The sequence below is a fragment of the Vibrio tapetis subsp. tapetis genome, from assembly GCF_900233005.1.
Lineage (GTDB): Bacteria > Pseudomonadota > Gammaproteobacteria > Enterobacterales > Vibrionaceae > Vibrio > Vibrio tapetis.
Genome location: NZ_LT960611.1, coordinates 1,348,106 through 1,371,600, shown reverse-complemented (window position 1 = coordinate 1,371,600; position 23,495 = coordinate 1,348,106). Strand labels below are relative to the sequence as shown.

Here is a 23,495-nt window from a genome sequence, read left to right as displayed (position 1 = left end):
TGTCATATTAAGCCAGTCCCATAGTGGGCTGGCTTTATTGCTTATAAATTGTTCTAACGGGCAATTTAATGGCAAAGACCGTTAATTTCATGCGGATTGTGGTATATTCTCCGCCCCTAACTTAAACCTTTATACCGAAACTTTCCGTTCTCACAGTGAGCTTCGGTATAAATCAAAAATCTTTAAGAGGATCCAATATGCGCATCATACTTCTAGGTGCTCCTGGTGCTGGTAAAGGCACACAAGCTCAATTCATCATGGAAAAATACGGTATTCCACAAATTTCTACTGGTGACATGCTACGTGCGGCAATCAAAGCAGGTACAGAGCTTGGTAAACAAGCGAAAGCAGTAATCGATGCAGGTCAATTAGTTTCTGACGATATTATCCTTGGTCTTATCAAAGAGCGTATCGCTCAAGATGACTGTGAAAAAGGTTTCCTTCTAGACGGATTCCCTCGCACCATCCCTCAAGCAGAAGGCTTGAAAGGTATGGATGTAGCGGTTGATTACGTTATTGAATTTGACGTAGCAGACAGCGTTATCGTTGAGCGTATGGCTGGTCGCCGTGCTCACCTTCCTTCTGGTCGTACATACCACATGGTATACAACCCACCAAAAGAAGAAGGCAAAGATGACGAAACTGGCGAAGCACTAGTGATTCGTGAAGACGATAAAGCAGAAACTGTTTTAGCTCGCCTAGGTGTTTACCACGATCAAACTGCACCTCTTATTCAGTTTTACGGTAAAGAAGCAGAAGCGGGTAACACCCAGTACCTTAAATTTGACGGTACTAAGCAAGTTGCTGAAGTTAGCGCAGATATCGAGAAAGCTCTTTCTTAATTGGCTGACATGTAAACATATTGTTTGTTATATTAAACGACCTTCGGGTCGTTTTTTTTCGTCTGAATATCAATTTTTAAAGGTGAATTAGCAGAGTATGGAAACCAATAAAAAGCAGGGCGTATTATTAATTAACTTGGGTACGCCTGATGCTGCAACTGCACCCGCGGTTAAAAAGTTTTTGAGCCAGTTCCTCCACGATAAACGAGTAGTTGATACAACTCGCTGGCTTTGGTGCCCCATCTTACATGGTGTGATTTTACCTATTCGCTCTCCTAAAGTGGCCAAGTTATATCAAAGCGTTTGGATGGATGAAGGCTCACCACTGATGGTTTACTCAAAACGTCAGGCAAGTAAGTTGGCCGATAAGCTAAGTATACCGGTTGAACTCGCCATGACTTATGGCTCACCAAGCTTAGATAATGGCGTGAAGAAATTACTAGAACAAGGCTGTGAACATATTATTATTTTGCCCTTGTACCCCCAATACTCGGCGACGACGAGTGCGGCAGCGATGGATGGTTTAGCTAAAATTTTTGCTTCTTTACCTGTTGTGCCAAGCCATACATTCATTCGTGATTACCATAATCATCCGACTTATATTAAAGCACTTGCTAGCAGTGTGCGACGTCATTGGCAAGAGTACGGCAAGAGTGACTACTTACTGTGTTCTTATCATGGAATTCCGCAGCGATTTGCTGATAATGGCGATGTATACCCGAGCCATTGCGACGTGACAACTGAATTACTCGCGAAAGAGTTGGATCTCACAGATACTGATATCGGTATGGCGTATCAATCGCGCTTTGGCAGAGAAGAGTGGCTAAAACCTTATACTGATAAAACGCTAGAGCAGATGCCAGAAAAAGGTCTTAAGAAAATAGACGTAATGGCTCCCGCATTCTCTGTTGATTGCTTAGAAACACTCGAGGAAATGGCTGAGCAAAATAAGGAAGTATTTATGGAGGCGGGCGGTGAACAGTATCGTTATATCCCATGCCTTAATGACGACGACGAGCACATTCAAATGATGGTTGAGTTAGTTGAGCAACATAGTAACGTGTAATTAAGCAATTAATAATAAGGGCCGCTACTGTATTTACAGTGCGGCCCTTTTTGTTTCGGCTTATTAACTTACAACTTACAACTTACAACTTACAGCCTAGGCGTTTTGCAGTTTGAGTTCAGAGCCGTCGTCTTCATTGGTGTCGGCTTTATCTTCCGCCCCATGCATCCAATCAATCAGCTTGTTAGAACACAGCAGAAGTAGCACACCTGAAATGGTTGCGGTAATGGCGATGCCACCAAAGATAGCCATCGCCCCAAAATCGCCTACATGAGAGCCAATATAGCCCGCTACGTAATTCGCAATGGCATTGAAACCAAACCACGCACCCATCATTAATGATGCTAAACGAAGTGGTGCGAGTTTAGTGATCATCGATAAGCCAATCGGAGAAAGGCAGAGTTCACCTATGGTATGGAAGAAGTAAGCACCAACCAGCCAGAACATAGACGTTTTGACGCTGGTATCTCCACCTTGTTCCAATACTGCACCAACCATACATAAGAAACCAATGGCCAAAAAGAACAAAGCCATTGCAAATTTAACTGGCGAATTAGGCTCATGCTTACCAAGTTTGATCCATACAGCCGCCAAAATAGGAGCCATAGTAATGATGAAAAATGGATTCAGTGACTGGAACCAAGCAGCTGGCACTTCAAAATTTCCAAGCATACGATCAGTGTATTGCTGAGAGTAAATGTTCATCAAGCCACCGGCTTGCTCGAAGCCTGCCCAGAAGACAACAACGAATAAGCCCATCACTAATATCACCTTTAGACGGTCTTTTTCTTGGACTGTCAAAGGTTGTTTTGATTTTTTACCTTTTTGCGCTCTTACTGCAGAAGGTTCAATGCCAATATTTCCAAGTAGCTTGTTTGCCATGGTTATTTGCATGATCAAGCTAATAACCATACCGATACCAGCCACTAAAAAGCCTGCTTTCCAGCCGTAGCCGGTCGTTACGGAGCCTGAAACGATGCCTGAAAGTAGAGCGCCTAAATTGATGCCCATGTAGAAAATGGTAAACGCGCCATCACGACGATTATCACCGGCAGGGTATAGATCGCCAACCATAGTGGAGATATTAGGTTTGAACATGCCGTTGCCAGCAATAATGAACGCTAAACCCAAATATAAAGTCGCGACGTTGCTTAGTGGCATTGCGCTGTCAGGCATTGCCAAGATAAATTGACCGATGGCCATCAAGGCACCGCCAATGAGTAGAGAGCGACGTTGCCCTAAAAAGTTGTCGGCTATCCAGCCACCAATAAGCGGCGTGATATAAACAAGACCCGTATAAATACCATAAAGTTGGAGTGCTTGCTGTGTTGTCCAACCAAGACCACCATTAAGCGTTGTATCCGTTAAAAATAGCACCAAAATGGCGCGCATAGCGTAGTAGGAAAAACGTTCCCATAGCTCTGTACTAAACAGCAGAAACAGTCCTTTCGGATGTCCCAAAAAATCAGATTGTTGGTTTGTCATATTAGATAATTTTTATTTGTTGGAAAGATAAAGCATGGAGTGACAATCGTAGACGAGCCGACATCATGTCGGTTCAAAGTGAAGGTGTCTTCGGCTAGACAACAACGAACATTCTGTATCTATACTTACCGAGCGGTAGCAATCCTTGACGATAGATACGAAAACAATGCAGTGTTCATGCGGTGTTTGCAAAGACACTATACCCCGAGGGTTGGTGACTGTGTCTATGCAATCTATGTTTCCATTATTGCATTTCAACCAAGGTGTGAAAATGCTAGGATGACATAAAAATTACAAGTAGTTGGCTTTATGAAACGTTGGTATTTAGTCTATTGTAAGCGCGGTGAACAAGCACGTGCGAAAATGCATCTTGAAAATCAAAATGTGGAGTGTTTTTATCCACAAATTGAAATAGAAAAAATGCTAAGAAAGAAAAAACAGGTTGTGAAAGAGCCCTTATTTCCTGGGTATGTATTCGTCCGATTTGATTACGAAGTTGGCCCTAGTTTTACGACCATTCGCTCTACTCGTGGCATTACGGATTTCATTCGGTTTGGCGCACTTCCTCAAGAAGTCGAAGGTGATTTGATTTTAGAATTAAAAAACTTAGAGCAGCTTGAAGCCGAAGCCGGCGTTAAGCGCCTTGCAGTGCCAATGTCGGGTGATGAAATACGCATTTTAGAAGGGCAGTTTGCGGGCATTACGGCCATTTACCAAGAGCCTGACGGAGATAAGCGCTCTTTTATGCTAGTTAATATGATCAATCAACTTGTACCGGTTAGCATAGAAAATGAAAACCTCGATATGAATAAAGAGGCCGATGAGTGGTAGTCCTCAGCAAAGAGGCTTGTTTAGTATTCGGCATTAAAAAAGGGCACAAAATGTGCCCTTTTTAGTCTCTGCAATTTATTGCTAAATTGATGGTGTATTAGTATGCATCGTTGTGAACAGCCTGTACTGCTCTTCCTGATGGATCAACGCAATTCTTGAATGACTCGTCCCATTCAATCGCTTTGGCTGAAGAACAAGCGACAGAAGGGCCACCAGGTACACATTCAGCTGCGGATTCTAGCGGGAATAGCTCTTCGAAGATTTCACGGTATGAGTAGCCTTCTTTCGTTGTTGGCGTATTGTATGGGAATCGGAATGCGGCTGTCTCAAGCTGCTTGTCCGTTACTTTTTCTTCCGCAACCGCTTTTAGCGTATCAATCCACTCGTAACCGACACCATCGGAGAATTGCTCTTTTTGGCGCCATGCAATTTGCTTAGGTAAGTAATGTTCAAAACATTCGCGAAGAATGTGTTTTTCCATTTTACCGTTGCCACACATTTTATCTTCTGGGTTTAAGCGCATAGCAACATCAATGAATTCTTTGTCCAAGAATGGCACGCGTCCTTCAACACCCCAAGCGGCTAGTGATTTATTCGCACGAGCACAATCAAACATGTTTAATGCAAGCAATTTACGCACGGTTTCTTCGTGGAACTCTTGTGCGTTTGGTGCTTTGTGGAAGTACAAGTAACCGCCGAATATTTCATCAGCGCCTTCACCAGAAAGTACCATTTTGATGCCCATCGCTTTGATTTTACGTGCGAGTAAGTACATAGGCGTTGATGCACGAATTGTTGTCACATCATAGGTTTCAATATGATAAATAACATCACGAATAGCATCGAGGCCTTCTTGAATCGTGTAAGTCATTTCATGGTGAACAGTTCCGATTTGATCGGCAACGTCACGTGCGGCAATAAGATCGGGTGCTCCTTCAAGGCCAACAGCAAATGAGTGTAATTGAGGCCACCATGCTGCAGACTTTTCGTCATCTTCGATGCGCATAGCGGCATATTTTTTAGCAACCGCTGACGTAATTGATGAATCTAAACCACCAGAGAGAAGCACACCATAGGGAACGTCAGTCATTAGTTGGCGTTTAACTGCGTCTTCTAGTGCTTTGGTTAAATCTTCTTTACTTGTGCTGTTGCCTTGAACTGCAGCGTATTCATTCCAGTCTCGCTTGTAATAACGCACAGGCTCAGCGTCTTCGCTGCGATAGAAGCTACCAGGAGGGAACTCACTGATCGTTTTACAAACAGATACAAGCGCTTTCATCTCAGAAGCAACGTAGTAGTTTCCGTGTTCGTCATAGCCTTGGTAAAGAGGAATGATACCAATGTGATCACGGCCTACAAGGTACTGATCTTTTTCTTCGTCATACAATACAAAGGCAAAAATACCATTTAATTCTTCTAACAGATCGGCACCCAGTTCTTGGTACAGAGCGAGAATGACCTCACAGTCAGAATCAGTTTGAAATTCGAACTTATCTTCATAGCGAGCACGAAGCTCTTTGTGGTTATAAATTTCGCCATTCACTGCAAGGATGTGCTTTTTATCTTGGCTGTAAAGTGGTTGCGCACCACTGTTAAGGCCAACGATAGCCAAACGTTCGTGAGCCAAGATGGCATTGTCAGACGCGTAAATACCAGACCAGTCAGGGCCACGATGCCTAAGTTTTTTAGACATTTCTAGCGCGACAGGGCGCAACGCTGCAGGATCACTTTTTATATCTAAGATGCCAAAAATTGAGCACATACCATTAACCTCTAAATTCTAAATCCATTTGATTTCGTTAAGTTCAATTTGCCACTTTCAACAAAAAAAGCAACAAACAACCATCATAAACATGACAAATAGCAGCTTGTGTTAAATATTATTTAATAGAATATCGGTTTTGGTGAATGAAATTTAATTGGGGTCATTATTTGAACGATACAGAGGTGGGGCAAGGAAAGTTAACTTACTAAGGTGGTCGATTTAACATGGTCGAACGGATCGTTTAGATTGGCGCTAAAAGGAATTTAGCGCCAACTAATTGAGGTTAAAGTTTGAAGTCAGGTTTTAATTGCTCACAAACGTGACGAGCAAAACCACTGCCTGCTTCGCTGTAGATGTTAAAAGCTGCATCGACGCCTTCTTGTTCTAATTCTTCAAGCTGGTCTGAATACTCAGCAATAGCAGCTACTTGGCCTTGAAAGTTGCGTATTTGTAGTTGTTCTAACGCGGTCTGGTTACCCAAGTGGTGTGGCATCGCGAGAAGAACCAATTTAACATTTGCCGTGTCTAGGATTCGCTCCCAGAAATCGGGATCCGTTGCATCACCTTCGATAACGTTCCGTCCATGGTTACGGTGAGCCTGAGCGGCATCAGGCCTAACTTCAACACCTAGGCTTATTTTTCCGTAGCGCTGCCTTATTTCATCATAGGCACCGGAGCCAATACGGCCCATACCTAAAATCAGGACTTGAGCGTGGCCGGGATTGATCAGCTGATCTTTGGCATGAAGCTTTTCCGCAGCGACTTCTTTTAGCCATTTTGCGCTGCGGCGATAAATATCATGGCCAAAGCGATTTAGTGGAGCGGCAATAATAAATGATAGGGAAACGGCGATGGCGATAGACACCAAGACATCACCAGATATCCATCCCATTTTATAGGCTAGCCCCCCAACAATAAGGCCGAATTCGCTGTAATTAAAAAGTGATAAAGAGGCTAACAGCGAAGTTCGAACTCGGAACTTAAATTGATGGATAATATAAAAGTAGAGTAGGCCTTTAACCGGTAACAGGACTAAGAAGAGAACAGCCATAGTGAAACCGGCTACCGTTGGTTGTTCTGCCAGCCCAATATTGAGAAAAAAGCAGACCAAAAATAGTTCTTTTAGATTGAATAATGACTTAGACAGTTCTGATGCTTTCTTATGCCCCGCCAGTAACATGCCCAGAATTAGGGCGCCTAAATCGGCCTTCATGCCAACGGCGTCAAATAGCCCAGCCCCGACAATTAATGCGAAAAATACTCCTGATAGGACCAGCATCTCACCATGGCCTACCCAGTCGAGTACTTTGTAAAATAGCGGACGAACAAAAGGCAGGGCAAATAAAATAACGGCATACCATTCCGGAATTTTTCCTGTTGATACCGTTAAAAAGATTACCGCGAAGATATCTTGCATGACCAAAACACCGATGGCCAATGTGCCATATGTAGCGTTCATATCTCCTTTTTCTTGTAGGCTTTTGACGGCAAAAACAGTACTGGAGAAGGACAGAGCAAATCCGAGCAGGATGATTTGCTCAACGGCCATATCAGCGAGCATTGTTACGCCTAGAACCTTAAATCCAAGCAAGGCGCACGTAAAGAAGCAAGTCGATAAAATATTATGGATAGAAGCTCCGGCCCATATTTCTTTCGCCAGCAGGGTCTTCACATCAAGTTTTAAACCGATGGTGAAAAGTAGCAAGGTAACACCGAGATCAGACAGGGTCATGATCGTCTCATTAGATTGGAACCCAGCGGCATTGAGACCAAAGCCAGCAATCAAGAAGCCGACGAGTGGAGGCAGTTGGCACTTGAGCGCAATGAAACCGGCCGCAAATGCAACGGAAATTAAAACGATGTCCATAATCAGTCAACTTATCCTGAATTAAATAAAAAAACGGGCCGCATTACATGCGACCCGTAGATTGAAGCCTTTAACTTGTTATTCTTCAAGTATTTTCTGTAACAAAACGCCATTTAACATCGCTCGCTTAATCATGGCGAAGGCGCCCATTGCTGGTTGATCGTCCAACAAAGATGGTACGATCGGAAGCCCTGTATGGAAGGTTGTCAGAGATTGGGTTTCCACATTACGAGTAATTGCCGGGAAAATAATGTCTTTTGCTTTGGTAATGTTACCTGCAATCACGATTTTCTGTGGGTTGAATAAGTTAATGGTAATAGCAATGGCTTTACCTAACTGATTACCAACGCGAATTAAGCTTTGTGATGCGAGTTCGTCACCTTGCAATGCGTGCTGACATATCGCATCCATGGTTATCGTAGGTACACTTGCTAAAGAAGAAGGGTAGCCTTGATCTAGTCGAGTTTGCACGGTATTGATGATAGCCGGATTTGCCGCTACGGTCTCTAAGCAACCGAAGTTTCCACATTGACATTTATCACCTAACGGGTCGATTTGAATATGACCCACTTCGCCTACATTTCGGTTGGAGCCTAGAAACACTTGGCCATTAACAATAATGCCTGAGCCTGTACCGCCTTGGACGCTAACCAGTATTGAATCTTTGCAATCTCGGCTTGCACCGAAATAGTGTTCGGCAAGGGCCATGCCTCTTACATCGTTGCCAACAAAGCACTCTACGTTGAAGGTATCTCTTATGATGTCGCCCAATGCTAGGTTATCGATATCTGTATTCGGCATGTACTCAACAACGCCGGTTTCAGGATTAACTAAACCAGGAAGAGAAACGCCGATCGCGATGAGTTGTTCGATGCTCGTGTCATGAGTCTGTAAGAAACGTTGGATATGTTTAACTAAGCTTTCAATTAACTGAACTTGATTGCTATAGCGAAATTCCAAATGCTCTTTAAGAAGTTCTTTACCACCTAGATTATATAGGCCTAAATGCAAGTAATCACGACCAATTCGAATCGCAATTGAATGAAATGGTTCGACTTCAGTGGTGAGAGATATCGCACGCCTACCACCGGTAGACGCTTGCTGCGCGACCTCTTTTATAAGGCCGCGTTCTAGAAGTTGGCGGGTTATTTTTGTAACACTTGCCGGTGCAAGCTGACTTACATCAGCGACCTGAATTCGAGAAATCGGGCCTTGCTGATCAATCAAGCGGTATACCGCTGCACTGTTGAGTTGTTTGACTAAGTCTACGTTACCGATTTGTCCGCCATTCATACTTAATTTTGCTCGTATTGTCCGTTAACTACTGTCGCTTTGACATTGAAGTCACGATCAAAAATAGCAAGGTTAGCAACCATACCTTTTTTAACTCGGCCTAACTTGTTTTCTACTCCAATTGCTTGAGCAGCATACAAGGTAGCCATACGCAAAGCTTCGTCTAAAGCGATACCAACGTGCTCAACAGTATTCTGAACTGCTTCGATCATGGTTAAAGCTGAGCCGCCTAGTGTGCCATTTTCATCAACACACTTACCATCACGGTAATATACTTTCTTACCAACAAAAATAAAGTATTCCATGTCAGCGCCTGCAGGAGCTGTGGCATCGGTCACTAATACGAGCTTTTCACCCTTGATTTTATGTGCGATTCGAATGTTTGCGTAGTCTACATGGAAGCCATCAGCGACAACGCCAGCGTATACTTCAGGAGTATCGTATATAGCACCAACAACTCCTGGCTCACGGCCTGCCATTGGCGTCATGGCATTAAATAAGTGAGTTGCGAATGTAATACCTGCTTGGAACCCCTTACGAGCTTCAGCATATGTCGCATTAGTGTGGCCGATTGCTACGATGATGCCAGCCGCTTTAAGCTTCTCGATGTGCTCAGGTGCATTCAGTTCAGGTGCTAGGGTTACTTTTGTTACAACATCTGCGTTTTCACAGATGAAATCGATCATGTCATCGTCAGAACGACGGATGTGGTCAACGCTATGAATGCCTTTCTTCATTACGTTTAGGTATGGACCTTCAAGGTGGAGGCCTAAAGATTGATTTTGGTATTTCGCTTGGTATTCGCGAGCTGCAGCAACCGATGCACGCATGTCTTCATTAGAAGAAGTAATTAAGGTTGGTAAGTAGCTAGTACAACCGGATTTAAGGTTTGCTTCATGCATGATTTGCATTGTTTTAGCCGTGATTTCGTCGTTAAGCATCACACCACCACAACCATTCAGCTGTAGATCAATGAAACCAGGGCATAGGTTAGCACCTTCAAGATCAACGGTTTTTATATCGCTTGGCAGTTCGGCGACAGGACACACTTTGTCGATGTTTGAGTCGTTAATAATAACAGCGTGATTGTCTAAAACATCACTCCCTGTATAAATCTTACAGTTCGTTAGTGCATACATAGTTTTGTCCTTACTTAAAGTTTTTGTCTTTCCCACATCGTATGCGGGAGTTACTAATTCTTTGCCTTTAACTCATCAGTTATGGGCGTTTTATCGGGCGTCAAAAGCGAAAATTTGAAATACCGTTATTCGTCGTCTATGGAGTGTTTATCTTCCGATCTTTCTTTGGTTGCGCTTTAGTTGAACACTCACTGTTATCTTATTGAATAAAAGCATTATTAAAGCTGAATCTATCGGTGAAAATGTAGCATTAGCCATGATGGTAGAAAGTCTGGCTCTGCATCTTCGTATTATAGAAATGTGCATGACTAGAAGCTTTCTTTGCCAAATTTATGAAGTCTCAGTAAACGTTTACGTTAGTGACTAAACATGGCTCAATGGCTCTCGAAATCTCAGTGTAAATATATATACATTCGCTGAACTCATTGATTCTATTTGTAATATAGGCCCGATCAGTTGGAGCTGGTCATCATATTTATACTTAAGAAACAAGTCCTACATTGCTCTCTGGTTCGTCTTCATTTCTACGTAAGACTTTATTGCCTATCGGCTATTCTTTCGAATGATAAAATAAGTTTTATGATCTCGCTAGCAAATTCACTCCCATAGACCTCAAACGGGTGACTATGATCACAAATGATGACGTTTTAATTTGCGGGGCAAAATTAATGGAATACACTGAACAGGACTAAATTGAGCGGCCAAATTAAGTGGCTCATGTCTAATACCAAAAAAATCCTATAGGGGGAACTTACGGTGAATATTCTCGGATATGCGCAAAAACTAGGTAAAGCTCTAATGCTTCCTATTGCAACGCTACCAATCGCAGCGTTGCTACTACGTTTAGGTCAAGGTGACCTACTAGACATCGCATTCATGGCGCAAGCTGGTGGTGCAATTTTCGGTAACCTACCATTACTATTTGGTTTGGGTATCGCAATTGGTTTGGCGAAAGATGGTAACGGTGCAGCTGGTCTTGCCGGTGCAGTTTCTTACTTTGTTCTTACTGCTACAGCAACAACAATCGACGAATCAGTTAACATGTCATTCTTCGGCGGTATCTTCGCAGGTATCATCGCAGGCCACTGTTACAATGCATTTAGCACAACTCGTCTTCCTGAGTGGCTTGCATTCTTCTCTGGTAAGCGTCTAGTACCTATCATGGCTGGTCTTTTCGCTCTTGTTGCTGGTGCAATCGGTGGCGTTGTATGGCCTTCAATCCAAGGCGGTCTTGATGCACTAGCACACGCTGTATCTACTTCTGGCGCAATCGGTCAGTTCGTATACGGTACGCTTAACCGTGCACTTATCCCTGTTGGTCTTCACCACGTACTTAACTCTTACTTCTGGTTTGGTATGGGTACTTGTCAAGAGATCATCGTTGCAGGTCAAGGCGCATTCGAAGGCATCACTCAACTTTGTGTTGACCCAGCACTAGCTAAAACATTAGTTGTTGGTCAAGAGCACACATTTACTTTTGCTAACTCAGTAACTCCTGAAATTACAACTGTAGTTAAAGAAGTGACTGAAACAGTTAAATCTGGTGACCTACACCGTTACTTCGGCGGCGACAAAGGCGCTGGCGTATTCATGAATGGTTTCTTCCCAGTTATGATGTTTGGTCTTCCAGGTGCTGCACTTGCAATGTACCTTGCAGCTCCAGCTGAAAAACGTAACCAAGTTGGTGGCGCACTATTCTCAGTAGCTTTCTGTTCATTCCTAACGGGTATTACAGAGCCTCTAGAATTCATGTTCGTATTCCTAGCTCCTGCACTTTACGCACTACACGCAGTATTTACTGGTCTAGCGCTTGTTGTTGCTAACATGTTCGGTACGCTTCACGGATTCGGTTTCTCTGCAGGTCTTATTGACTTCGTATTGAACTGGGGTCTAGCAACTAAACCAGTTACGCTTCTACTAATTGGTCTAGGCTTCGGTGCTCTATACTTCTTCACTTTCTCTTTCGCTATCCGCGCATTCAACTTGAAATCGCCTGGCCGTGAAGATGATGACGAAGATATGGCTCCAGCTGCTGACGCTCCAAAGGGTGACGTTGCACGTCAATACCTTAAAGCGCTAGGCGGTCACGAAAACCTAACGACTATCGATGCATGTATTACGCGTCTACGTCTTACTCTTAAAGATCGCTCTCTAGCTGACGAGAAAGTTCTTAAGAAACTAGGTGCTAAAGGTGTTGTTAAACTAGGTGAAAATAACCTACAAGTCATCCTTGGTCCACTTGCTGAAATCGTTGCTGGCGAAATGAAAGCAATCGGTCCTGGTGAAGACCTATCTGATGTAAAACTGCCTTAATCACGCATTAAGCGCTAGTTATTAATCGAATGCCTCCCTAATGGGAGGCATTTTTCGTTCAATCGCGGCTTATTTTGCTATTTTCCTGTCCATTTCAGTTGTGTAATTGGCAAGAATTGTGGATCATGAGCGTCTATAAATTATGACAATACTAAAACTTAGAGGTGTCTAGATGAGTGAAGCTGAGTCTCGTCCATCAAACTTTATTCGCCAAATCATTGATGGTGATTTAGCTGAAGGCAAACATAACAGTGTGCATACCCGATTCCCGCCAGAACCCAATGGCTACTTACATATCGGTCACGCTAAATCTATCTGCCTGAACTTTGGTATTGCTCAAGACTATCAAGGGCAATGTAATCTTCGTTTTGACGATACAAACCCTGAAAAAGAAGACATCGAATACGTAGAGTCGATTAAAAACGATGTGAACTGGTTAGGCTTTGAGTGGAGTGGTGACATTTGTTATTCATCAAACTACTTCGACAAGCTGTTCGAGTATGCAGTGGAGTTAATTAATAAAGGCTTAGCATACGTTGATGAGTTAAGTCCTGAGCAAATTCGTGAGTACCGCGGCACATTGAAAGCGCCAGGTCAGCACAGCCCATACCGCGACCGTAGCGTTGAAGAAAACTTAGCTCTGTTTGAAAAAATGCGTGATGGTGGATTTAAAGAAGGTCAAGCGTGTTTACGAGCAAAAATTGATATGACATCGCCGTTCATGGTGATGCGCGATCCTGTGATCTATCGTGTTCGTTTTGCGACTCACCATCAAACCGGTGATAAATGGTGCATTTACCCGATGTACGATTTCACGCATTGTATTTCTGATGCATTAGAAGGCATTACGCATTCTATCTGTACGTTAGAATTCCAAGACAACCGTCGCCTCTATGATTGGGTTTTGGATAACATCACAATTGACACTCAACCACGTCAATACGAGTTTAGCCGCCTAAACCTTGAATACACAGTGATGTCAAAGCGTAAGCTAAATCAGTTGGTGTCTGAAAACTTGGTTAACGGTTGGGATGACCCTCGTATGCCAACAATTTCTGGTCTTCGTCGTCGCGGCTTTACGTCAGAATCTATCCGCGAGTTCTGTACGCGTATTGGTGTTACTAAACAAGAAAACATGATTGAGTTTGGTTCACTTGAATCTTGTATTCGTGATGATCTCAATGAAAATGCACCACGTGCGATGGCGGTTCTTGATCCCATTCGCGTCGTGATTGAAAACTTCCCTGAAGGTCAGGTTGAAACGTTAAACGTAGCGAATCACCCGAATAAGCCTGAAATGGGCAGTCGTGAAGTGCCTTTTACTCGTGAAGTGTTTATCGAACAAGATGACTTCCGTGAAGAAGCAAATAAGAAATACAAACGCCTCGTTCTTGGTAAAGAAGTGCGTTTGCGTGGCGCTTACGTTATTAAAGCGGAACGTATTGAAAAAGATGAGCAAGGCAATATCGTGACTATTTTCTGTAGCTACGATGATGAGACGTTAGGTAAGAACCCTGCTGATGGCCGTAAGGTTAAAGGTGTTATTCATTGGGTGTCTGCGGATAAAGGCGTACCCGCTGAAATTCGTCTCTACGATCGCTTGTTCACAGTGCCTAATCCAGCGGCAGAAGACGATTTTAAAGCGGTTATTAACCCTGATTCTTTGACGATTTGCCAAGGTGTTGTCGAGCCGAGCTTATTAACGGCAGAAGCGGAACATGGGTTGCAGTTTGAACGTACGGGTTACTTCTGTGTTGACTCAAAAGATTCGACTTCAGAGAAACTGGTATTCAATCGTACTGTCGGTTTACGTGATACGTGGGCGAAAGTAGAGTCTAACTAACGGCATTTACTTTCGGCAATAAAAAACGCTGGCACTGGCCAGCGTTTTTTTTATCTTGAATTTACTTTTAACGAGAAATTCAATACGAGACGTTTATTTTTTTGGCTTGTGAGCGTTCGGGTTGTCTTTGCAAGATCCATCACTGCATTTGCCGTAAAGGTACAAACTGTGGTTCGTTAATGTAACGTTAAATCTTTCGGCGATTTCTTTTTGACGTTCTTCAATAAGATCATCTGAAAACTCAATAACTTCACCGCAATCTAAGCACACCAAGTGGTCGTGGTGATGCTGACTTGCCAGTTCGAATACGGATTTTCCGCCTTCAAAGTGGTGGCGAGTGACAATACCTGCGTCATCAAATTGGTTTAGCACTCGGTAAACCGTAGCAAGACCGATTTCTTCACCTAAATCGATCAGTTTCTTGTAAAGCTCTTCTGCGCTGATATGTTGGCAGTCAGGCTGCTGAAGCACTTCCAAGATCTTTAGTCGAGGTAGAGTTACTTTGAGTCCAGCTTCTTTTAGTGCTTTGTTATTATCTGGCATAGTGTTTCCTGTCTAGATCTGCAGCAAATACAGAAGTCGTAATTGCCAAACATTATAGGCTACTAGAATGTAACAATAAACCACGAACTTCAAAGGGTTGATAAACAAAGCTTGTAAATTGGCGTCAAATCACGGATATTGTGGTCATACCAGTAACAAATAATTAACATGGACGATATGGATAAGAAGCTAGCCAAAATATACAAGCCCGGGGTCGTGCGTTTTGCTCTGAATATCTGGCCGCCATTTTGGGGGGCAGGAATTCATATTAATAACATTAGCAAAGATTTCCGTGAAGTGAATATGCAACTGAAATTGCGCTGGTGGAATAAGAATGCTAACCGTACCCAGTATGGGGGGAGTATTTTTTCTCTGACTGACCCTGTCTATTCATTGATGCTAATGGGGATTTTAGGCGAAGAATATTTCGTCTGGGATAAAGAAGCGAGTATTAACTTTATTGCCCCGGGTAAAAGTGATTTGTATGCAGATTTTCAAATTAGCCAAGGTCAGCTGGATGAAATCTTTCAAGTGACGGCAAGAGGGGATAAGTGCTTTCCTGAATTTGTGATTCACGTAAAGGACTCTGATGGGAATGTGGTGTCTGAAGTTCACCGTAAGCTCTATGTCCGGAAGAAACCGCAATACCGTGACGAATAGGCTCGTTCATCACTCTAAATGGTGACTAACCACAGTCACACTAGTTTTTAAAAGATTGCGTTACTTGAGACAAGTACAAAAAAACCTCCGTTGGAGGAGGTTTTTGATTCGACAGCGTGGTCTTGATTAGTCTTCTAGCTCTGCTAGACACATGTCTTCGTACAGAGAGTTAACCCAAGTTTTCACACGTTCGTCAGTTAATTCTGGTTGACGATCTTCATCGATACATAGACCGACGAATTGGCTTTCGTCGCCTTCAACAAGACCTTTAGAAGCTTCAAACTCATAACCTTCCGTTGATGTAGCACCGATGATCGTACCACCTTTAGCTTCAACGATATCGCGAATAGTACCCATCGCATCACAGAAGTATTCGGCGTAATCTTCTTGATCACCACAACCGAAAATTGCTACTAATTTGGTTGAAAAGTCGATAGCTTCTAGTTCAGGAAAGAAATCATCCCAATCACACTGAGCTTCGCCGTAGTACCAAGTTGGAATACCAAGTAGCAGCAAATCGAAATTATCAATGTCTTCTTTGCTACTTTTTGCAATATCTTGCACGTGAACAAGTTTTTTGCCGAGTTGTTTTTGAATCATCTTAGCGACAGCTTCGGTGTTACCAGTATCGCTGCCAAAGAAGAGTCCTACACTTGCCATAGAATGAGCACCTATTTTTTCGTGACGGTTTACGATTAATACTGACTTTCAGTTTATGCAGTCTTTCTATCCACTAAAGATTCGGTGTAGTTAACCCAACCCCGTGCCTTCCCAACTTATTTGGATAAGCCCTTTAGCAATGAATCCAGCACAACCTAAGAAAAGAACTGCCCACACTACGCGACGACCGAACGTGGGAACATTGCCCTGCTTAAGTACATCTTTGATTGCCATACCGATTAGAAAAAAGATCGAAGCAAATAAGAGGTCGAGACCTATGGACTCAAGCATATTCATGTAGTCGTAAAGCATGACATTCCTTTTAGTCAATTTTTAGCTGGCCGAACTATATCATTATTAGGTTGAATCCGAAAATTTTCTCGACCCATGACGAGAGATAAAACAAAGAAAATGGCGATGCTTTAATGGGTGTTTAACAATTATTTGAGAAATCGACGGATTATACGTAATACATCATTGGGTTTTTCTGCATGTAACCAATGCCCCGTGTTCGCGATGACATGAGCTTTTACCTGCTTAAATTGACGAGCGACGGCTTGCTGGTGCTCTTCGGTTAAGTAATCTGAGTTCGCCCCCTTGATAAATAGGGTTGGGGTGTTGATCGGTATGATCTCATTCCATCCTAATATGTTGAGGTAGTTGGCTTTTAAAGAAGCGACGTTGAAGCGCCAAACAATATACTCATTAGCCCGTGTCATCGATTTACCAAGGAATTGACGCACGCCTTCCATCTCTATGTGTTGAGCTAATATTGACATAGCCTCAGAACGTGACTTGGCTTGGGTTGTTCAGCTATTACGGCTTCTAAACCGGCCAATACGTTATCATGGCGACGTTCTTTATAGTGGACCGGAGCCATGTCGAGAACGACCAATTGGTCAATTTGATTAGGAATGAGAGATGCTAATGTCATGGCGACTTTGCCCCCATAGAATGACCAATAAGAGTGACTTTATTGAGATCGAGTTCGGTAAGTAAGTGTTTCACGTCTTGAGCCATTAATTCATAGTTGTGCTCGTTGCTCTTAAACGAAAGTCCATGGTTTCGCAGATCGACACTTAATACTTGATGATCAGTGCTGAGTTCGCGAGCCAATAGCCCAAGGTTATCTAGGCTGCCAAAAAGGCCATGAATAAGGACAATGGTAGTGCCTTCACCTTGCAGTTTATAGTTCAGTAATGCAGACATGAAATAGGTTCCCGACAGGTACTTTTGAGTAATTGGTCAATGATGACATTATGTTATCGCATAGAGTAGCACGAACAAATTGTCCTTCTAAAGTCGTTTCAAACTCAATTAATAAATCCTCTATGAGCTAGCATCTTTAGGTGGTTTGAGTATAATCTCCGTGAGTTTAAATATTGAGATTGTGGAAGCGAATGAAAACAATTGAGGTTGATGAGGATCTATACCTTTATATTGCGGGTCAAACACAACATATTGGCGAAAGTGCATCAGACATACTGCGCCGCCTTTTGAATGTGGATCAACAAGCAGCACTTACCGTTACTGAATCTGCGTCCCCTAAGAATGTCGGGATAGTAGTCAGTAAGGAAGCGGTAAAAGATCAAGTCTTCGACAGCGTGAAAGAAATGAGGACATTACTTATTTCTGATGAGCTAGCAAGCAAAGAGAAAGCGATCGATCGTTTCTTGCTTGTGTTGTCTACCCTGTACGGATTGAATACCTCAAGTTTTGCTGAAGCAACTCAAGTGAAAGGCAGAACACGCGTTTACTTTGCAGACAATGAAGAAACATTGTTAGCGGGTGGGAAAACCACTAAACCTCGACAAATTCCACGGACACCTTTCTGGGTTATTACCAATAATAATACCAACCGAAAACGGCAGATGGTCGATCAGCTGATGGAGCGGATGGGATTCCAGAGTGACTTAATCGAAAAGGTGTGCAGTTCGATTTAATCTTCGCAGACACAAAACCTCATAATGACAAGTTAGTCAGTATGAGGTTTTTTTGTATTCAGACCGGTAAGAATGAAGCAAACGATTGCCGATATGGATTCAGTCTGCAAAAAAACTATAAAATAAGGAAATACTTATGGCTATTCATCCTCGTGCGGGGCAAAAAGCGTCGCAAGAAGACTTACACAATATTCCAGCGCTAGTTGCTAATTACTTTCTTTTAAAACCAGATGCCAATAATGCAGATCATAAAGTCCAATTTGGTACTTCAGGTCATCGTGGTACAGCAGATAAGTACTCATTTAATGAAGATCATATTCTAGCCATTGCTCAAGCTGTTGCGGAAGTTCGTGCAGAGAAGGGCACCAAAGGCCCGTTATTTTTAGGTAAAGATACCCATGCGTTGTCTGAACCTGCATTCACCAGCACAATTGAAGTACTGATTGCTAATGGCGTTCAAGTCATTATCCAACAAGATAACGGTTTTACACCGACACCTGGTATTTCGCACGCGATTTTGACTCACAACTTGAGTAATGAGCTAAAAGCGGACGGCATTGTGATCACGCCTTCTCATAACCCACCTCAAGATGGTGGGATTAAATACAATCCAACTCACGGTGGTCCTGCAGAAGCTGAATTAACTCAGGCAATTGAAGACCGTGCTAATGTACTGATTGCAGAAGGTTTGCAAGGCGTGAAACGTACGCCGATTACACTGGCAAAGCAATCCGAGCTTTTGCTTGAAACTGATTTGGTGAAACCTTACATCGATGACTTATCAAATGTCGTTGATATCGAGGCAATCCAGAAAGCAGGCCTTAAGTTAGGCGTAGACCCATTAGGGGGCAGCGGTATTGATTACTGGCGCCAGATTGGTCAAGCGTACAACTTAGATTTAACGCTTGTTAGTGAGGCCATTGATCCATCTTTCCAATTCATGTCACTAGACAAAGATGGTGCTATTCGTATGGATTGCTCATCGCCGTATGCGATGGCTGGTTTGTTAGCACTTAAAGACGACTATGACTTAGCGTTTGGTAATGATCCGGATTACGATCGCCACGGAATCGTGACACCAAAGGGTTTGATGAACCCAAATCACTTCTTAGCCGTGTGTATCGATTACTTGTACCGCCATCGTGAAGGTTGGGGTAAAGATGTGGCTGTTGGTAAAACACTGGTATCAAGTGCGCTCATTGACCGCGTTGTTGCTGATTTAGGTCGTGAACTATGCGAAGTACCCGTTGGCTTTAAATGGTTTGTTGACGGCTTATATGAAGGCACATTTGGTTTTGGTGGTGAAGAAAGCGCAGGTGCTTCTTTCCTTCGTAAAGACGGGACGCCTTGGTCTACAGACAAAGACGGTATCATCTTATGTCTATTAGCCGCAGAAATTACCGCAGTGACGGGTAAGAATCCTCAGCAATATTACGAAGAATTGGCGGCAAAACACGGTGAATCTGAATATAACCGTATTCAGGCTGTGGCAAATACTGCGCAAAAGAACGTCTTGAAAAAGCTTTCACCAGATATGGTGTCAGCGGAAATGCTAGCGGGTGAACCAATCACGGCTCGCTTGACTCACGCTCCTGGTAATGGTGCGGCAATTGGTGGCCTTAAGGTGACCACTGAGAACGGCTGGTTCGCTGCTCGTCCATCGGGTACGGAAGATGTTTACAAAATTTATTGTGAGAGCTTTAAAGGTAAAGAGCACCTAAAAGCGATTGAGAAAGAAGCTCAAGAAATTGTAAATCAAGTCTTTAAGCAAGCCGGATTATAATCCTATAAGTGCTGGATAGACCAACAAAGAGGCGGCCAGAATGGTCGCCTTTTTTTCTTTTGTTTTCTGGTTAATTCGTTAGTCGCGAACATTATTAGGCCAATCGTCAGGAACAATAAACCAAAACTCGTTGTTTTCTGTTTGAGCGTAAGTAACACGACTCTCGGAGAGATTATCAATTGGATTTGAGAAGCAATGAGTACCTGTTGTCCACTGGATTTTAGTGAGGGAATAGAGTGACGAAGTAATCAGATGTCGCTGGGAGTAAAAACACCAAAATCCGTCAATCGAGTCGGGCTGTATCTCATACCCTAAACTATGTGTAGGAATGGGTTCGGGAGAAAATGGGTTAATATGCAATCGTCCTTGCATCAAAAGTTTTGGCTTTATACTCGTCCAATTAGGGTGACGATCGATAAATGAGTGAGTGTTAGACATCTCCAATTGATGGTTCAGCATTCTGCTTAACTTGATGTCGAGGCGATCTGCAGCGTTTGGCCCAAACCACTTTTTGTCGTGCAGTAGATAGAATTTGACCGCGACCTCCCAGTGCTCCAGTTCGGATTTCTCAAGGTTACGAATAATAAAGTCGATGGCGCCTAAGGTTCGTTTTTGATCGAATAGCTGTATTTCTTCGGCTTCTATGTGATAAGTCTTCGATAACCGAAACAACTGAGCGCATACATCTTGATAGACAAAGCCAAGGCGAGAGTGATTTAGGTAGATTGGCCGTTCTTCGATATCGAGTAAGGAAAATGGTGAGTAACCTACCACGGGCGGCTTTTCCATTAGAACTGAAGGGCGGTTTTGCACCCATTGCATTAAACTTTCCCCAACCATTGTGATTTCCTTTAGCTTTCGACAATTTAGTATGGAATTGTTATAAACAAACCATTAGATCATTTCACTGGATTGAACCATGAATAACTTACAACTAGAAGCTTTGTTAAACCAAAAACTCTCCCCTAATGCAATTAAAGACTATTGTCCAAACGGCTTGCAAGTCGAGGGCAGTAGTGAAGTAAAGCGAATCGTTACTGGCGTTACGGCATCTTTAGCTTTGATTGAAAAAGCCATCGAATTGAAGGCGGACGCGCTGTTAGTTCATCATGGCTATTTTTGGAAAGGTGAACCAGAAGCTATTCGCGGTATGAAAGGACGTCGTATTCGAAGCCTAATTAAAAATGACATTAATCTCTATGGCTATCATCTACCGCTCGATATTCATCCGGAACTTGGTAACAATGCCCAGTTAGCAAAACAACTGGGTATTAAAGTTGAGGGTGGATTAGAAGGACATGATCAATCCGTTGCTCTATTTGGCTCATTTAATACGCCTGTAAGCGCACTAGACCTGTCTAAACGTATATGTGATGCCTATGGGAGAGAGCCGTTGCATATCTCTCCTGATGCTTCAGAGGAAGTAATAAGGACGGTCGGTTGGTGTACGGGAGGCGGTCAAGACTATATTGACCTCGCAGCAAAACACGGTTTGGATGCGTTTATTTCAGGTGAAATATCAGAAAGAACAACCTATTCGGCTCGTGAGCAGGGTATTCATTATTTTTCCGCAGGGCATCATGCGACTGAACGAGATGGCGTTAAGGCGTTAGGGGAATGGTTAGCGGCCGAACATGGGTTAGATGTAACGTTTGTAGACATCAATAATCCAGTTTAAGGCATAAGGATTCGATTTAATTTGGGCATAGTCGAGTCAAATTGTTCAGACTCCGTAATCACAACTTATTCATCATAAAAAAACCGATGCACTAGGCATCGGTTTTGTTTTTCTAAATATCTAAACTTCTAACGTGCTATTCGCGCTCATGAAGAGGTTGGAAGTCACGCATTTTTTCGCCTTTGTAAAGTTGGCGAGGACGACCGATACGGTTGTCTGGATCTGAGTGCATCTCGTTCCAATGAGCAATCCAGCCGATAGTACGAGACATCGCGAAGATCACGGTAAACATTGATACTGGAATACCAATTGCCTTCAAGATAATGCCAGAATAGAAATCTACGTTAGGGTAAAGTTTCTTCTCAACAAAGTACTCATCAGACAGGGCAATACGTTCAAGTTCCATAGCTACGTCGAGCAGTGGATCTTGGATGCTTAATTCCTTGAGCACTTCATGACATGCTTCACGCATTACAGTTGCACGTGGATCGTAGTTTTTGTAGACACGGTGACCAAAGCCCATTAAGCGGAACGGGTCATCTTTGTCTTTTGCTTTTGCTACGTATTCTTCAATGTTGTCAACAGAACCAATCTCTTCAAGCATACGTAAACATGCTTCGTTGGCACCACCGTGAGCAGGCCCCCAAAGAGAGGCGATACCAGCCGCGATACAAGCAAACGGGTTAGCACCAGATGAACCAGCCAAACGAACAGTAGACGTAGAAGCGTTTTGTTCGTGATCAGCATGAAGGGTGAAAATCTTATCCATTGCGCGAGCAACAACCGGATTTACTGTGTATTCCTCACATGGGTTAGCAAACATCATGTATAGGAAGTTTTCCGCGTAGCTCAATTCGTTACGTGGGTAGATAAACGGTTGGCCAATAGAGTATTTGTAACACATCGCAGCCAGCGTTGGCATTTTTGATAACAAGCGATATGCAGCGATCTCTCGGTGAGAGTCGTTGTTGATATCTAAAGAGTCGTGATAGAACGCAGCCAAAGCGCCTACTACACCACACATGATTGCCATTGGGTGGGCGTCACGTCGGAAGCCATGGAAGAAGCTGGCAATTTGTTCGTGAACCATAGTGTGACGAGTTACGATTTCTTTAAACTCTTGATATTGCTGACGATCAGGTGCTTCGCCATTCAATAGGATATAACAAACTTCTAAGTAATCCGCATTGTTGGCAAGCTGATCAATTGGGTAGCCACGGTGAAGCAGTACGCCTTTTGCACCATCAATATAAGTGATTTGAGACTCACAAGATGCAGTGGCAAGAAAACCAGGGTCAAATGTAAAGTAACCGTTGGAACCCAATTTACGAACATCAATGACTTCAGGACCCAGTGTACCGTCCATTATTGGGAATTCGATTGGGGCTAAACCTTCGATGTGAAGGGTCGCTTTCTTATCCGTCATAACACTCTCCTTTGTTTATTATTAATCCGTCCAGGATATTTTCTGTGTCAAATTTGTACTCAGAAACACAACTAAAGTCAATTATTCTGCTCTTTTGTGTGCACTTGTTTGAATTTTTCATAGGAAAAAAGTTAAAAATCTGTTCTATGTGGCATTATTTGTTACATCGTTTGTATTAATATGTTACCACCCGTATAGTTACATTGAAAATTTTGCTTAAATCCTTATAAATTCTAGGCTAAAAAGAAATATAAGGAAAAACTTAAATACGAATTTTAACATTCCATTTACATTAAACTCGGCAGATATCGCGAATAAACGTTAATTAAATGTTAAAAATTGTCGGTTTGAGAGCAAA

General features: G+C 42.9%; 19 protein-coding genes and 1 pseudogene. 9 read left to right on the top strand and 11 right to left on the bottom strand.

Annotation, left to right across the window (positions count from 1 at the left end):
- Positions 1–197 precede the first annotated feature (197 nt).
- A complete protein-coding gene (gene adk, locus VTAP4600_RS06030) occupies positions 198–842 on the top strand; it encodes an adenylate kinase (protein WP_102521969.1) in 645 nt (214 codons plus the stop codon).
- Between the two features lie 97 nt (positions 843–939).
- Positions 940–1,908, top strand: a complete 969-nt coding sequence (hemH, locus tag VTAP4600_RS06025) for a ferrochelatase (protein ID WP_102521968.1) — start codon at positions 940–942, stop codon at positions 1,906–1,908.
- Between the two features lie 96 nt (positions 1,909–2,004).
- Here hemH and VTAP4600_RS06020 read toward each other — a convergent pair whose 3' ends face one another.
- The gene (locus tag VTAP4600_RS06020; RefSeq protein WP_102521967.1) at positions 2,005–3,393 is read right to left on the bottom strand and encodes a peptide MFS transporter; all 1,389 of its coding nucleotides are present in this window, start codon (positions 3,391–3,393) and stop codon (positions 2,005–2,007) included.
- A 309-nt stretch (positions 3,394–3,702) separates the two neighbouring features.
- Between VTAP4600_RS06020 and rfaH the strand changes: the two genes are divergently transcribed.
- Positions 3,703–4,224, top strand: coding sequence for a transcription/translation regulatory transformer protein RfaH (gene rfaH, locus VTAP4600_RS06015; RefSeq protein WP_102521966.1), 522 nt, complete (start codon positions 3,703–3,705; stop codon positions 4,222–4,224).
- A gap of 97 nt (positions 4,225–4,321) precedes the next feature.
- Here rfaH and asnB read toward each other — a convergent pair whose 3' ends face one another.
- The 4 genes from asnB to nagA all read right to left on the bottom strand — a co-directional run bounded on the left by asnB (position 4,322) and on the right by nagA (position 10,288).
- Positions 4,322–5,986, bottom strand: coding sequence for an asparagine synthase B (gene asnB, locus VTAP4600_RS06010; protein WP_102521965.1), 1,665 nt, complete (start codon positions 5,984–5,986; stop codon positions 4,322–4,324).
- A 286-nt stretch (positions 5,987–6,272) separates the two neighbouring features.
- A complete protein-coding gene (locus VTAP4600_RS06005) occupies positions 6,273–7,856 on the bottom strand; it encodes a cation:proton antiporter family protein (RefSeq protein WP_102521964.1) in 1,584 nt (527 codons plus the stop codon).
- A 78-nt stretch (positions 7,857–7,934) separates the two neighbouring features.
- Positions 7,935–9,149 (bottom strand): DNA-binding transcriptional regulator NagC, encoded by a 1,215-nt coding sequence (gene nagC, locus VTAP4600_RS06000; protein ID WP_102521963.1) that lies wholly within the window; start codon positions 9,147–9,149, stop codon positions 7,935–7,937.
- Between the two features lie 2 nt (positions 9,150–9,151).
- Positions 9,152–10,288 carry an N-acetylglucosamine-6-phosphate deacetylase gene (nagA, locus tag VTAP4600_RS05995; protein ID WP_102521962.1) on the bottom strand — a complete coding sequence of 379 codons (1,137 nt, stop codon included), beginning with the start codon at positions 10,286–10,288 and terminating at the stop codon, positions 9,152–9,154.
- 756 nt (positions 10,289–11,044) lie between these two features.
- On the opposite strand from nagA, the gene nagE reads away from it, so the two are divergent.
- Both nagE and glnS read left to right on the top strand, forming a co-directional pair.
- Positions 11,045–12,601 carry an N-acetylglucosamine-specific PTS transporter subunit IIBC gene (gene nagE, locus VTAP4600_RS05990; RefSeq protein WP_102521961.1) on the top strand — a complete coding sequence of 519 codons (1,557 nt, stop codon included), beginning with the start codon at positions 11,045–11,047 and terminating at the stop codon, positions 12,599–12,601.
- A gap of 172 nt (positions 12,602–12,773) precedes the next feature.
- Positions 12,774–14,444, top strand: coding sequence for a glutamine--tRNA ligase (gene glnS, locus VTAP4600_RS05985; RefSeq protein ID WP_102521960.1), 1,671 nt, complete (start codon positions 12,774–12,776; stop codon positions 14,442–14,444).
- Between the two features lie 93 nt (positions 14,445–14,537).
- Here the strand turns inward: glnS and fcrX are convergent, their stop codons facing one another.
- Complete coding sequence (gene fcrX, locus VTAP4600_RS05980) at positions 14,538–14,987, bottom strand: ferric iron uptake transcriptional regulator FcrX (RefSeq protein ID WP_102521959.1); 450 nt, start codon at positions 14,985–14,987, stop codon at positions 14,538–14,540.
- Between the two features lie 177 nt (positions 14,988–15,164).
- Here fcrX and VTAP4600_RS05975 point away from each other — a divergent pair, with 177 nt between their 5' ends.
- The gene (locus tag VTAP4600_RS05975) at positions 15,165–15,647 is read left to right on the top strand and encodes a DUF4442 domain-containing protein (protein WP_102523919.1); all 483 of its coding nucleotides are present in this window, start codon (positions 15,165–15,167) and stop codon (positions 15,645–15,647) included.
- Between the two features lie 126 nt (positions 15,648–15,773).
- Here the strand turns inward: VTAP4600_RS05975 and fldA are convergent, their stop codons facing one another.
- From fldA to VTAP4600_RS05960, 3 genes and pseudogenes are all read right to left on the bottom strand, one after another.
- A complete protein-coding gene (gene fldA / locus VTAP4600_RS05970; protein ID WP_102521958.1) occupies positions 15,774–16,307 on the bottom strand; it encodes a flavodoxin FldA in 534 nt (177 codons plus the stop codon).
- Between the two features lie 90 nt (positions 16,308–16,397).
- Complete coding sequence (locus tag VTAP4600_RS05965) at positions 16,398–16,619, bottom strand: DUF2788 domain-containing protein (RefSeq protein ID WP_102521957.1); 222 nt, start codon at positions 16,617–16,619, stop codon at positions 16,398–16,400.
- A 128-nt stretch (positions 16,620–16,747) separates the two neighbouring features.
- Positions 16,748–17,516: pseudogene (locus tag VTAP4600_RS05960) on the bottom strand (alpha/beta fold hydrolase).
- Between the two features lie 191 nt (positions 17,517–17,707).
- Between VTAP4600_RS05960 and seqA the strand changes: the two are divergent.
- Positions 17,708–18,250, top strand: coding sequence for a replication initiation negative regulator SeqA (gene seqA / locus VTAP4600_RS05955; RefSeq protein ID WP_102521956.1), 543 nt, complete (start codon positions 17,708–17,710; stop codon positions 18,248–18,250).
- Between the two features lie 136 nt (positions 18,251–18,386).
- A complete protein-coding gene (pgm, locus tag VTAP4600_RS05950) occupies positions 18,387–20,033 on the top strand; it encodes a phosphoglucomutase (alpha-D-glucose-1,6-bisphosphate-dependent) (protein WP_102521955.1) in 1,647 nt (548 codons plus the stop codon).
- Positions 20,034–20,111: 78 nt separating this feature from the next.
- Here pgm and VTAP4600_RS05945 read toward each other — a convergent pair whose 3' ends face one another.
- Complete coding sequence (locus VTAP4600_RS05945; RefSeq protein ID WP_102521954.1) at positions 20,112–20,873, bottom strand: DUF1853 family protein; 762 nt, start codon at positions 20,871–20,873, stop codon at positions 20,112–20,114.
- A 79-nt stretch (positions 20,874–20,952) separates the two neighbouring features.
- Between VTAP4600_RS05945 and VTAP4600_RS05940 the strand changes: the two genes are divergently transcribed.
- A complete protein-coding gene (locus VTAP4600_RS05940) occupies positions 20,953–21,711 on the top strand; it encodes a Nif3-like dinuclear metal center hexameric protein (RefSeq protein WP_102521953.1) in 759 nt (252 codons plus the stop codon).
- 136 nt (positions 21,712–21,847) lie between these two features.
- Here the strand turns inward: VTAP4600_RS05940 and VTAP4600_RS05935 are convergent, their stop codons facing one another.
- The gene (locus tag VTAP4600_RS05935; RefSeq protein ID WP_102521952.1) at positions 21,848–23,137 is read right to left on the bottom strand and encodes a citrate synthase; all 1,290 of its coding nucleotides are present in this window, start codon (positions 23,135–23,137) and stop codon (positions 21,848–21,850) included.
- Between the last annotated feature and the right edge of the window lie 358 nt (positions 23,138–23,495).

Coding starts and splice junctions, on each gene's coding strand:
- asnB (WP_102521965.1), bottom strand. CDS start 5,986: ATGTGCTCAATTTTTGGCATCTTAGATATAAAAAGTGATCCTGCAGCG.
- hemH (WP_102521968.1), top strand. CDS start 940: ATGGAAACCAATAAAAAGCAGGGCGTATTATTAATTAACTTGGGTACG.
- VTAP4600_RS05940 (WP_102521953.1), top strand. CDS start 20,953: ATGAATAACTTACAACTAGAAGCTTTGTTAAACCAAAAACTCTCCCCT.
- fcrX (WP_102521959.1), bottom strand. CDS start 14,987: ATGCCAGATAATAACAAAGCACTAAAAGAAGCTGGACTCAAAGTAACT.
- VTAP4600_RS05935 (WP_102521952.1), bottom strand. CDS start 23,137: ATGACGGATAAGAAAGCGACCCTTCACATCGAAGGTTTAGCCCCAATC.
- VTAP4600_RS05945 (WP_102521954.1), bottom strand. CDS start 20,873: ATGGTTGGGGAAAGTTTAATGCAATGGGTGCAAAACCGCCCTTCAGTT.
- fldA (WP_102521958.1), bottom strand. CDS start 16,307: ATGGCAAGTGTAGGACTCTTCTTTGGCAGCGATACTGGTAACACCGAA.
- nagA (WP_102521962.1), bottom strand. CDS start 10,288: ATGTATGCACTAACGAACTGTAAGATTTATACAGGGAGTGATGTTTTA.
- seqA (WP_102521956.1), top strand. CDS start 17,708: ATGAAAACAATTGAGGTTGATGAGGATCTATACCTTTATATTGCGGGT.
- VTAP4600_RS05965 (WP_102521957.1), bottom strand. CDS start 16,619: ATGCTTTACGACTACATGAATATGCTTGAGTCCATAGGTCTCGACCTC.
- VTAP4600_RS06020 (WP_102521967.1), bottom strand. CDS start 3,393: ATGACAAACCAACAATCTGATTTTTTGGGACATCCGAAAGGACTGTTT.
- VTAP4600_RS06005 (WP_102521964.1), bottom strand. CDS start 7,856: ATGGACATCGTTTTAATTTCCGTTGCATTTGCGGCCGGTTTCATTGCG.
- pgm (WP_102521955.1), top strand. CDS start 18,387: ATGGCTATTCATCCTCGTGCGGGGCAAAAAGCGTCGCAAGAAGACTTA.
- nagC (WP_102521963.1), bottom strand. CDS start 9,149: ATGAATGGCGGACAAATCGGTAACGTAGACTTAGTCAAACAACTCAAC.
- adk (WP_102521969.1), top strand. CDS start 198: ATGCGCATCATACTTCTAGGTGCTCCTGGTGCTGGTAAAGGCACACAA.
- rfaH (WP_102521966.1), top strand. CDS start 3,703: ATGAAACGTTGGTATTTAGTCTATTGTAAGCGCGGTGAACAAGCACGT.
- VTAP4600_RS05975 (WP_102523919.1), top strand. CDS start 15,165: ATGGATAAGAAGCTAGCCAAAATATACAAGCCCGGGGTCGTGCGTTTT.
- glnS (WP_102521960.1), top strand. CDS start 12,774: ATGAGTGAAGCTGAGTCTCGTCCATCAAACTTTATTCGCCAAATCATT.